At 58.9% G+C, this 9,338-nt stretch carries 9 protein-coding genes; 4 read left to right on the top strand and 5 right to left on the bottom strand.

Features of this window, described 5'->3' with window-relative positions; all coding sequences use genetic code 11:
* Positions 1-518: 518 nt before the first annotated feature.
* Positions 519-1,181, top strand: coding sequence for a hypothetical protein (locus tag J4G38_RS20930; RefSeq protein ID WP_226163626.1), 663 nt, complete (start codon positions 519-521; stop codon positions 1,179-1,181).
* 103 nt (positions 1,182-1,284) lie between these two features.
* Positions 1,285-2,214, top strand: coding sequence for a tRNA (adenosine(37)-N6)-dimethylallyltransferase MiaA (gene miaA / locus J4G38_RS20925; RefSeq protein WP_226163624.1), 930 nt, complete (start codon positions 1,285-1,287; stop codon positions 2,212-2,214).
* A 70-nt stretch (positions 2,215-2,284) separates the two neighbouring features.
* Here miaA and pfkA read toward each other — a convergent pair whose 3' ends face one another.
* The gene (gene pfkA / locus J4G38_RS20920; protein WP_210522029.1) at positions 2,285-3,256 is read right to left on the bottom strand and encodes a 6-phosphofructokinase; all 972 of its coding nucleotides are present in this window, start codon (positions 3,254-3,256) and stop codon (positions 2,285-2,287) included.
* A gap of 236 nt (positions 3,257-3,492) precedes the next feature.
* Between pfkA and J4G38_RS20915 the strand changes: the two genes are divergently transcribed.
* A complete protein-coding gene (locus J4G38_RS20915) occupies positions 3,493-3,951 on the top strand; it encodes a tellurite resistance TerB family protein (protein ID WP_210522030.1) in 459 nt (152 codons plus the stop codon).
* A gap of 100 nt (positions 3,952-4,051) precedes the next feature.
* On the opposite strand, the gene J4G38_RS20910 is transcribed toward J4G38_RS20915, so the two are convergent.
* The 4 genes from J4G38_RS20910 to J4G38_RS20895 all read right to left on the bottom strand — a co-directional run bounded on the left by J4G38_RS20910 (position 4,052) and on the right by J4G38_RS20895 (position 7,018).
* Complete coding sequence (locus tag J4G38_RS20910) at positions 4,052-5,266, bottom strand: aspartate aminotransferase family protein (protein WP_226163622.1); 1,215 nt, start codon at positions 5,264-5,266, stop codon at positions 4,052-4,054.
* 160 nt (positions 5,267-5,426) lie between these two features.
* Complete coding sequence (locus J4G38_RS20905; RefSeq protein ID WP_210522031.1) at positions 5,427-5,921, bottom strand: hypothetical protein; 495 nt, start codon at positions 5,919-5,921, stop codon at positions 5,427-5,429.
* A 16-nt stretch (positions 5,922-5,937) separates the two neighbouring features.
* Positions 5,938-6,405: a hypothetical protein gene (locus J4G38_RS20900; protein ID WP_210522032.1), complete on the bottom strand. Its 468-nt coding sequence runs from the start codon at positions 6,403-6,405 to the stop codon at positions 5,938-5,940.
* Between the two features lie 64 nt (positions 6,406-6,469).
* The gene (locus J4G38_RS20895; protein ID WP_210522033.1) at positions 6,470-7,018 is read right to left on the bottom strand and encodes an RNA polymerase sigma factor; all 549 of its coding nucleotides are present in this window, start codon (positions 7,016-7,018) and stop codon (positions 6,470-6,472) included.
* A gap of 462 nt (positions 7,019-7,480) precedes the next feature.
* Here J4G38_RS20895 and J4G38_RS20890 point away from each other — a divergent pair, with 462 nt between their 5' ends.
* Positions 7,481-9,085 (top strand): amidohydrolase, encoded by a 1,605-nt coding sequence (locus tag J4G38_RS20890; protein ID WP_210522034.1) that lies wholly within the window; start codon positions 7,481-7,483, stop codon positions 9,083-9,085.
* The last annotated feature ends 253 nt before the right edge of the window (positions 9,086-9,338 follow it).

Below are 9,338 nucleotides of genomic sequence, written 5' to 3'. Positions count from 1 at the left end.
GGCTCTGAGGCCTCACGGAACTGTCCAAAGTAGCCCTGGAAAAGAGTGGGGATTGTCATGTAAAACGAGCTCTAGCGCCCCATAAGATGCGAATCTTACTCCACCCTTTTCCTTCTCAGCAGCCCTCATTACGGGGCACAGGCAAACATAGGATAATGTCAGTTATGCACGCTGCCTCGGAGTAAGGGTAGCTTTTGGCTCCCCGGTCCTGCTGCCGGCACATGGCACCAATAGCAAGCCGTAGGAAACGCCCAATTCCGGGCGACAAGGATTTCCCCATTGAACGGGACGAACGCGAAGACATACCAGAGTCGCGGCGTTACCCGGCCGCCTCCCTACTTCGCAGCGAGTAAAGCACGGCCATTAGGCCGTCATTAAGGGTTTTCTGTTATATATTTTCATAAAAGTCAATGATATATAACGGATTCTCGCTCAAATCTGTTATATATCATTGACTTTTATGAAAATATATAACAGATTCAACGATGCCGCGCCACGCCGCTACCTCTACTCATTTTTTGGCCCACGTCCGGGAGTGGTTTGGCCTTGACCAGGCCGCGTTGGCCCTTTACCTGGGCGTGAGCCAGCCGCTGGTGCATGGCATCGAAACCCGCCGGCGCGGGCTCACCCCTGCCGTCAGTGTGGCCCTGCTGCCGCTGCTGCTCCAACTGCCCTCGCCCGAAGTGGTGGCCGCCGCCGTAGCGGCCGCCCTGGCCGAAGACGCCTCGCCTGCTCCGGCCAGCAGCCTGCCACCGGTCCTGCCGCCCGGCACCCCGCCGCCTGCCCCGGCCGACCTGGATTTTCGCCGCCGCGTGTGCCAGCAGCAGGCCGGCCGGGCGGTGGCTCAGGCGGCGGCCCTGGCCCGGCAGGCCCGCGTGGCCGCCCGCTGGGCCGCCGTGCTCCCTGCCCTGCTTCCCGCCGACCCCGACGACCCGGCCGCCGCGCCACTCGACCCCGGCGCCAGCCCTGCTGCCCGGGCGCTGGCGGCGGCCCTGGCCCTGGCCGCCGACCCCGATGCCCCGGCCCGCGCCCCCGACCACGCCCACTGGCTGCGGGGCTGGCTGGCCCGGCGCGCCCAGCCGCTGCCCCCGGCCGCCGTCACGCGCTACCACCTGCTTCGCGCCCGCGCCGCTGGCCTACTGGCCGAAGCCGCCGCATTGGGCATGGGAGAGCACGAGTAGAGGCAGCCCCTTACAGCCAACGCCGCGTGGTGCCTATTTACCTTTGGGCCCGCGGAACGAAGCACCCTTTGCTGGTTCCGTGCATCCCACCAAGCCCCACGTCTTGCTTCCTCCCGATATCCTCGCGCAACTTGCGCCCACGGCCGCTGACCCGCGCCCGGTGCTGCTCACCATTGCCGGCCCCACCGCCGTGGGCAAAACGGCTCTGTGCGTGCAGCTGGCCCAGCAATTCCACACCGAAATCGTGTCGGCCGACTCGCGCCAGTTTTTCCGCGAGCTGAGCATTGGCACGGCCAAGCCTACGGCTGATGAAATGCAGGGCGTGCCGCACCATTTCATCGACAGCCACAGCATCAGCGAGGATTATAGCGCCGGCCGCTTCGCCGCCGATTGCCAGGCGGTACTCACCGAGCTGTTCCGGAAATTCCCGCTGGTTATCCTCACCGGCGGCTCGGGCCTCTATGTGCAGGCCGTGACCGACGGGCTGGACGAGCTGCCCAACGTGCCGCCCGCAGTTCGGGAGCAGCTGCACGCCGAGCTGGCCGCCCACGGCCTGCCGCACCTCGTGACCGAGCTGGCCGCCACCGACCCCGTGGCCCACGCCCGCATCGACCAGCAAAACCCCCAGCGCGTGGTGCGCGCCCTGGAAATTACCCGCGCCACCGGCCGGCCGTTTTCCAGCTTCCACACCCAAAGCCCGCCCGCCGAAAACCCGCTGTTTCGCAACGTGAAAGTGGCCCTCACCCGCGAGCGGGAAGCGCTCTACCAGCGCATCAACCTGCGCGTGGAGCACATGCTGGCCGCCGGCCTGCTCGATGAAGTCCGCGGCCTCCTCCCCTACCGCCACCACCACGCCCTGCAAACCGTGGGCTACCAGGAAATATTTGGCTACCTCGACGGCGACTACGACTGGGCCGAAGCCGTGCGCCTGCTCCAGCGCAACACCCGCCGCTACGCCAAGCGCCAGCTCACCTGGCTGCGGCGGGATGCGGCATATCAATGGGTCGAATTGAGCGAGAACCTGGAAAAGTAGAACGTATTAAAAACAGACCGTCATGCTTCGACTGCGCTCAGCATGACGGTCTGTTTTCTTTCTTTCAGGCCTACACGCTCAGGATTTCCACCATCCGCATAAAGCTCTGGTTGATGAGCTTCTTCTTATTGATGGTATCCGTGAACGGCGTGTACACCAGTTTTTTATCGATGATGCCGGCCATCACGTTGCGCATGCCGTTCATCAGGCCTTCCACGGCGGCAATGCCGATTTGGGAGCCCAGCAACCGGTCGGAAGCCGTGGGCGAGCCGCCGCGTTGAATGTGGCCGATAACCGTGACCCGGGTGTCGAGTTGCGGAATGGCTTCCTTCACGCGGGCGGCGGTGTGGGTGGCGTTGCCTTCCTCTTCGCCCTCGGCCACGATGACGATAAACGAGGTTTTGGAGCGCTGCCAGCCTTGCTGCAACGTCTCAATCACCACGTCCACGCTCATTTGGGTTTCGGGAATCATCACGATTTCGGCCCCGCCCCCGATGGCGCACGGAATGGCGATGTAGCCCGAGTCGCGGCCCATTACTTCCACAAAAAAGCAGCGGTCGTGCGAGTCCGCCGTGTCCCGGATTTTGTCGATGCACTCCAGCGCCGTGTTCACGGCCGTGTCGTAGCCAATGGTGTAGTCGGTGCCGTACAGGTCGTTGTCAATCGTGCCCGGCGCGCCCACCGTGGGAATGCCAAATTCCTCCTCAAAAATCATGGCCCCGGTAAACGTGCCGTTGCCGCCAATGGCCACCAGGCCCTCAATTCCGTTATTAACTAGCTGGTCGAAAGCCTGCTGTCGGCCTTCCTTGGTCATAAATTTCTGGCTGCGGGCCGATTTCAGAATCGTGCCGCCCTTCTGCACCGTATTCGATACCGAAGCGGAATCGAGCCGTACGAATTCGCCCTTAATCATCCCGCTATAGCCGCGCATAATGCCGTATACCTCAATGCCGTGGTAGGTTGCGGTGCGCACCACCGCCCGGATGGCCGCATTCATGCCGGGCGAATCGCCACCGCTGGTAAAAACTGCTATTCTCTTCATCTGAATGTTCGTTACAACAAGTGAGCGCGCAAATGGCGCTCAAACCCCGCAAAGTTGGCGAAATGAATGCAAACCTTCAACTTTGCCCGCAGGGATAACCGCTAACTAATGGTTATCTTTTTTTGGCATCTCGCGTAGACGACTCACAGCGATTGGCCGTTTTTTCGTGTATCTTACCCCTACAATCGGCCTGCTGGCCTCAAATCCATCTTTCACCCCCTTAATTCCCACGTTTTATGTTCGGTTTTTTCGAAAATGAGCAGGCCAAAAAAATCAAGGGTCATTTGCTGAACCTCGCGGCCCTGGCCAAAGCCGATGGCCACATCGACGCGCGGGAAATGAATTTCATTCTCGCCGTCGGCAAGAAAAACGGCATGAGTGCGGCCGACGTGCAAGCGCTGGTATCCGGAGCAAAAGGCACCAGCAACGACCTGCCGACCAACGATTCTGAACGGTTTGACCAGATTTTTGACCTGGTCGACATGATGCTGGCCGACGGCGTGGTGGACGAAACAGAAATGGACTTCTGCATCATGATGGCCGAAAAGCTCGGCTTCCGGAAGGCCATCGTGGGCGTACTGGTGCGCAAAATCTCGCAGGGGGTGAAAGATGCCATTCCCCGCGAACGCATCAAAGAGGAAAGCATTGCTTTTCTGAACTACAACGAGCTGCCCCGGCCCAACATCGTCGCGTAGCCCCGCCCTGCACCCAACGGCCGGTCCCCGGCGCGAGCAGCCTCAACAAGGTTGTTGGCGCCGGGGACCGGTCGTTTTTGCACTGTAGAAAACGGCTTTCCTACGTCCCGGCAATGTGCTCGATGGCCCGCAGCAGGGCCGCGCAGGCTTCGTCAATCTGCTCATCGGTGATGGTGAGCGGCGGGGCCAGTCGCAGGGAATTATCGCAGAAAAGAAACCAGTCGGTCAGGATGCCTTCGTGCTCCAGCGCGTAGTCGATGATGGGTTTGAGCACGGCAAAGGAGTCGAATTCCACCGCCATCAGCAGGCCGCAGCCCCGCACCGCCCGGATGGCCGGGTGGCGCAACCGGGCCTGGAACCGCGCCGCTTTCGCGGCTACCCCCTCGGCCAGCTGCTCATCCTGCATGATTTGCAGCGTGGCCAGCGCCGCCGCACAGCTCACCGGATGGCCGCCGAATGTGGTGCAGTGCCCCAGAATCGGGTTGGTTTTGAAGCCGCTCATGATTTCGACGCTCGAAATGAAGGCCCCGATGGGCATGCCACCGCCCATGCCCTTGGCGCACACCAGAATATCGGGCTCAATGCCGAACTGCTCGAACGCCCACATGGTGCCGGTGCGCCCGTAGCCGCACTGGATTTCGTCGAGAATCAGCAGGGCGCCCACTTCGGTGCAGCGGGCGCGCAGGGCCGGCAAGTATTCAGGGCTGGGCACGCGCACGCCGGCTTCGCCCTGCACGGTTTCGATAACGACGGCGGCGGTATGCTCGGTTATTAAGGCCAAATCGGCCAGCTCGTTGTGGCGAATGTGGCGCACATCGGGCAGCAGCGGCCGGAAGCTATTCTTGAAATCCTCGGAGCCGGTGATGGACAGCGCGCCGTGCGTGGAGCCGTGGTAGGCGTTGAGGCAGGAAACGAGCCCGGTGCGGCCGGTGTGGCGCTTGGCCAGCTTCAGGGCACCCTCGATGGCCTCGGTGCCGGAATTGGTGAAAAATACCGAATCGAGGTGCGCAGGCAGAGTTTGGTGGATGGCCTGGGCCAGCTGCGCGGGCACGGCCTGCACCAGCTCGCCGTACACCATCAGGTGCAGGTATTTATCGAGCTGGGCCTGAATGCCGGCCAGCACGCGCGGATGGCGGTGGCCCACGTTGCTCACGCCGATGCCCGAAATCAGGTCGAGGTAGCGGCGGCCATCGGGGCCGTACATGTACACGCCTTCGGCCCGCTCAATTTCCAACAGCAGCGGAAAATCAGATGTTTGGGCCTGGTGGCGCAGGAAGAGTTGGCGTGGCGTGACCACAGCTGGAACGGATTTCAACGGATTGGGGTGGTTTTTTTGCGGTTCAACTCTCGTGGTACGGGCGAGAATACTGGGTTCAACCAGTGCAGCGTTGGTTTGATTATCGCACAAAAATAAAGAGGCCACTGCGGGGGCAGCGGCCTCTTAAAACAACCGGGCAATTGGTCCCGTTCCGGATTCAGTCGGTGCCGACGGCGGGCTGGCCGCCCGCGCCGGCCACGCGCTTGATAACCTCCTTGGTGAAATCGCGCTCGGCCTGAAATAACTGGGCTACCTGGCGCAGCGATACTACCTTTTGGAATTTCTCAAAATACTCCTTCTCCAGGTTCAGCTCCTGCTGGCGCATGGTGAAGGCCTGGTTGAAATTCTCGCGAATTTGCTGGTCGGTCATGCCTTCGGTCACGTCGCGGCGCAGCAGCCGGCCGCTACGGTTGAGCTCGCGCCGGCGGTCCGAAAACTCGTTGTAGAGCGGCCAGAATTTCTGGGCCTGGTCCTGCGTGAGCGAAACGCGGGTGGTGATAAAGGCAATTTTAGCGTTTTCGAGCTGGCCGAGCCGCTGGCCCCGACGGCCCCCACCGCCACCCGGGCCGGCCTGGGCATGGGCCGCCGGCGCCAAGGTCAGCAGCAGCGCTGCCAGACTAAGCAGACGAACTATTGATGCAAAAGCAGACATGATAATCAAGCAGAATTTATAGATAAGTAGAATCATCCGAAGGTTGCGCATCCAGCGCATCGGTCAACTCCGCTTCCGAGGCGTGAATAAAGCCTTTGGCGATATTAGGGTTGGCGGCCGTGAGTACGGCGAGGTCGGAATTTTCGACGCGGGCACCGCTCGTGAGCAAATAGCCCACCAGCTCGGTGCTCGGCACGGCATCGAGCGAAGCCGTAGCCGCCGTGGCGGGCACCAGCGGCGCGGTGCCGCTCATGTAGAACGAAGCGGCAAAGCCGCCCAGCACGGCCACCGAAGCCAGCCCCGTGCGCAACGCCGGCGACAGGAACGAGAGCCAGCCCCAGGCAGCCGCTGCTTCGCGGGCTTCGGCCTGGGGCAGCCGGGCCATAATGCGCGTGGGCAGTTTATCAAAATAATCGGCGGGCGGCTCGCTCAGCAGCGGGCGGGGCCGCCGAGGGTGCGCGTCGAGTTTAAAAGCAGGTTTCATGGCGGTTGGATGAAGAGCGAGGTCTGACGTTTAATTACGCCAATAAAAAATTGTTTTTAGGTGATTAATCGGCGGTATTGCGGGTCACGTAATCCTCTACTTTTTTCACGGCATGGTGGTAGCTGGCCTTGAGGGCGCCCACGCTGGTGCCCGTCACTTCGGCCATTTGTTCGTAGGGCATCTCATCGTAGTACCGGAGGTTGAACACGAGGCGCTGCTTATCGGGCAGGCGCAGAATGGCCTGTTGGAGCTTCAATTCTATCTCGTCGCCGGCAATGGCGGGGTCAGCTTCGATTTTGGCGGCCAGCTCAGCCCCCACGTCAGTGAGTGGCAGCAGGAACTTGCGGCGCTTGCTGCTCAGGAAGTTGAGGCACTCGTTGGTGGCAATGCGGTAAATCCAGGTGAAGAGCGCGGCGTCCTGGCGGAAATTTTCGAGGTACTTCCACACCTTGATGAAAACGTCCTGGGTGAGGTCGTCGGCGTCGTCGTGGTCCACCACCATCTTGCGCACGTGCCAGTACACCTTGCTCTGATACTTGCGCACGAGCTGGTTGAACGCCAGATTACGACTGGCGGGGTCCTGGAACTTGGTGAGGATTTCGTGGTCTTCCAAACGGGGAGGCCGGGGCGTGAGCGGTGGGTGCGCGGTTGGATGCCGAAGAATGAGGCAAGTTTAATACGCTGCCGCTGCCCGGCTCGCTTGCCGGCGCAGCAAGGTGCAGTCGAGGCTATTGATGAGCACGCCCATATGTCCCTTTCGCTTCGGTTGCGTTGGCCGCAACAAAAATTCCTGGCCAGCAACCCATCCCACGCATCCGTAGCAAGGGGCAGTATATCCTCTTCCAAGGTTCGCTAGTGCACAGCAGCAGCAAGGCCCCCAAAATCTTCACCCCTATTGCCCAACGCTCCGGACCATCTGCCCCGCCCGATGCCCTGCGCGTGCCCTGACCAGGGAGTGCGGTAAAAGACAGGTACCAGTGGTTTATAGTACGATTGCCGAAACGCACTTCTTGTAAATCCGACAGTTAAATGTATATTTAAATTAAGAACTTTAAACTTACTATATAAAAGCAACATGAAAACGAGAATGGCCTGCCGTTTCATGTTTTTCCTGGCTGCCGCAACGCTTCTTAGAGCAAGCGGGTTTGCGCAGTCCGCCGACATCATTTTTACCAATGGTAAAATTTTTACCGCGGATGAAAAGCAGCTTTACGTTCAAGCTTTGGCCATCAGGGGCAATACCATTTTAGCAACCGGAACCAATGCGGCAATTGAAAAACTGGTTTCTGCTAGAACCAGGAAAATTGACTTGAAAGGAAAAACGGTCGTCCCTGGTTTCAACGACCAGCATGACCATGCCGCGTTCGAATTCAGTGCCGCGCCCCTCACCTTCGACCGTGTAGCATCCAGTGCAGAGGGGCTCACCAAAGCGGCCGTGCTTGACTCTATCGCAAGGCTATTGATTCGGGCAAAGCCCGGACAGTGGATAGAAGGCAAGGTTGGAACGACCGTCTTTTTCGATAGAAGCATGCGGAAATCACTTGACAGCATCGCGTTCAACAACCCTGTTTTACTCCAGGTCGCATGGGGACATGGCATCGTCACGAACCAGAAAGGATTAACAGCAGCAGGATTGAATGATGCCGCGAAAGACCCGGTTGGGGGATGGTACGAAAGGGACAGCGAAAACAAAATTTCGGGTGTTCAACAAAATGCACAAGTTCCGTTTTGGATTGCGGTCAACGTGGCCAATCCCAAATTGATTATAAGGCACATGGAGAAATTTGGGCAAAAGCAATTGCGCGGTGGCATTACTTCGACGCTTTTTATGGGAGGAGGATTTACCCATGCACTTGCCACGAGCACCCTGCAAAACGCAAGCATTCCCCAACGCCTACGCTTCGTTGCATGGCCACGGTCCACCCCCGAAGGCCAGCAAGTTTCCGAGTGGCCGGTGGCAGCATCCCATCCCACTACCACGAGTACCATTTCCGGAATCAAATACTGCATTGATGGCACTCCTCTCGAAGGAAACTCATTGCGCAGCAAGCCCTATCACCACCGGGGCAACGGAAACGGACGTTTAAATTACTCGGTTGACAATATGCGGCAAATGATGCAAGAAGCCCTGACCACCAAACGGCAGTTGTTGATGCACATCACCGCCGACAGTAGCTTTGGAATTGTGCTGAACTTGATTCAACAATCCGGAACAGCAGCACAGTGGCGGCCATTAAGAGTCAGAATAGAACACAACGACGTTGGGAACCCGACCAAAGCGCAGCGAAATATTTTGAGTCAATACGGCATCCTCATGATGCATACTCCCAAATTTGCCACGTACAGTCCGGTGCGTTCCCTGATGAACGATGGAATTTTACTGGGTATCTCACCGGATGGCACAACGAATCCCTTTTTGGACATCATGATGATTACCAGCCAGCAGTTTAACCCGTCCGAAAATATTACCCGGGAGCAAGCGGTAATCGCCTATACCAAAACAAATGCCTACGCTGAGTTTAAAGAAAAGGAAAAAGGCATGCTGGTAAAAGGCATGCTGGCAGATTTGGCGGTGTTATCACAGGACATGTTTACGATACCAATTCAACGGCTGCCTGCAACCACAAGTATGCTGACGATGATTGACGGCAAAATTGTCTATCAGCAAGTGCCTGAATAATTAAGGAGCAGCTACGCACAACAATGGGTTTGCTGCTGTGGAAAGCGGCCAATAAACCTTCGCTTTTGCGCGTCTATCAGCGGTAATTCCAGTTCGACGACTATTGTTCGGCAGCTGTTCTGGGCAGGTCTGGTCGTGCGATGAATACCCACATCCGACCGCACTACGCGTCCTCATCAACGGCAACAAACCGCAAAAGCCCCCGCAGCTAAGGAAGCGGCGGGGGCTTTTGATTATCCAGCGAAGAAACTAT

This window comes from Hymenobacter terricola (assembly GCF_017921975.2).
In the GTDB taxonomy this organism is placed as follows: domain Bacteria; phylum Bacteroidota; class Bacteroidia; order Cytophagales; family Hymenobacteraceae; genus Hymenobacter; species Hymenobacter terricola.
The sequence above is the reverse complement of the archived record's forward strand: the minus strand, read 5'-3'. Positions and strand labels throughout refer to the sequence as shown.